The sequence below is a fragment of the Clostridioides sp. GD02404 genome (assembly GCF_045898275.1).
In the GTDB taxonomy this organism is placed as follows: Bacteria; Bacillota; Clostridia; order Peptostreptococcales; family Peptostreptococcaceae; genus Clostridioides; species Clostridioides difficile_A.
This window is the reverse complement of record NZ_JBJOCA010000077.1, coordinates 1-423: the sequence shown is the minus strand read 5'-3', so window position 1 is coordinate 423 and position 423 is coordinate 1. Positions and strand designations below refer to the sequence as shown.

The following is a 423-nucleotide window of genomic DNA, read 5'->3' as shown; positions in this document are numbered from 1 at the left end:
TTTCCCTTAATTGTCTTTCTTCTAAGTATACTTTATCAACTATTAAACTCCATTCTAAGCCTTCTATATACCTATACCTTATAATTTGTTTATGTATAGGTTTTAAATTGCTTATGGATACATCTATTGTATATTTTAGTGCTTCCATTTCATATAGTTCTATCTGTTTTTCTATTATCTTTTCTTCAAGGATAATTAACTCATTTTCAACTTGATTACTTATTGAATTAGTCTTACTTATAGGAATGCTGTCATAGCTTAAACCTTGTATAAAATCACCTAAATGGCACTCTTTAAGATTTTTTATTTGAAGTTTTAGACTTTCAATATTAATATGTAATTGTTTGTAGTTCTCAAGGTGCTTTTTAGTTGCCATAAAAAACTCCTTTTTAACTTTACTTGCCATAACATCACCCCTATTTA

The 423-nt window shown here is 26.7% G+C and carries 1 protein-coding gene; it reads right to left on the bottom strand.

All coding sequences use genetic code 11. The annotated features are described in order from the left end of the window. The coding region (locus Q3287_RS19530) for a hypothetical protein (RefSeq protein ID WP_407964690.1) at positions 1 to 406 on the bottom strand (406 nt) is incomplete at its 3' end. Between the last annotated feature and the right edge of the window lie 17 nt (positions 407 to 423).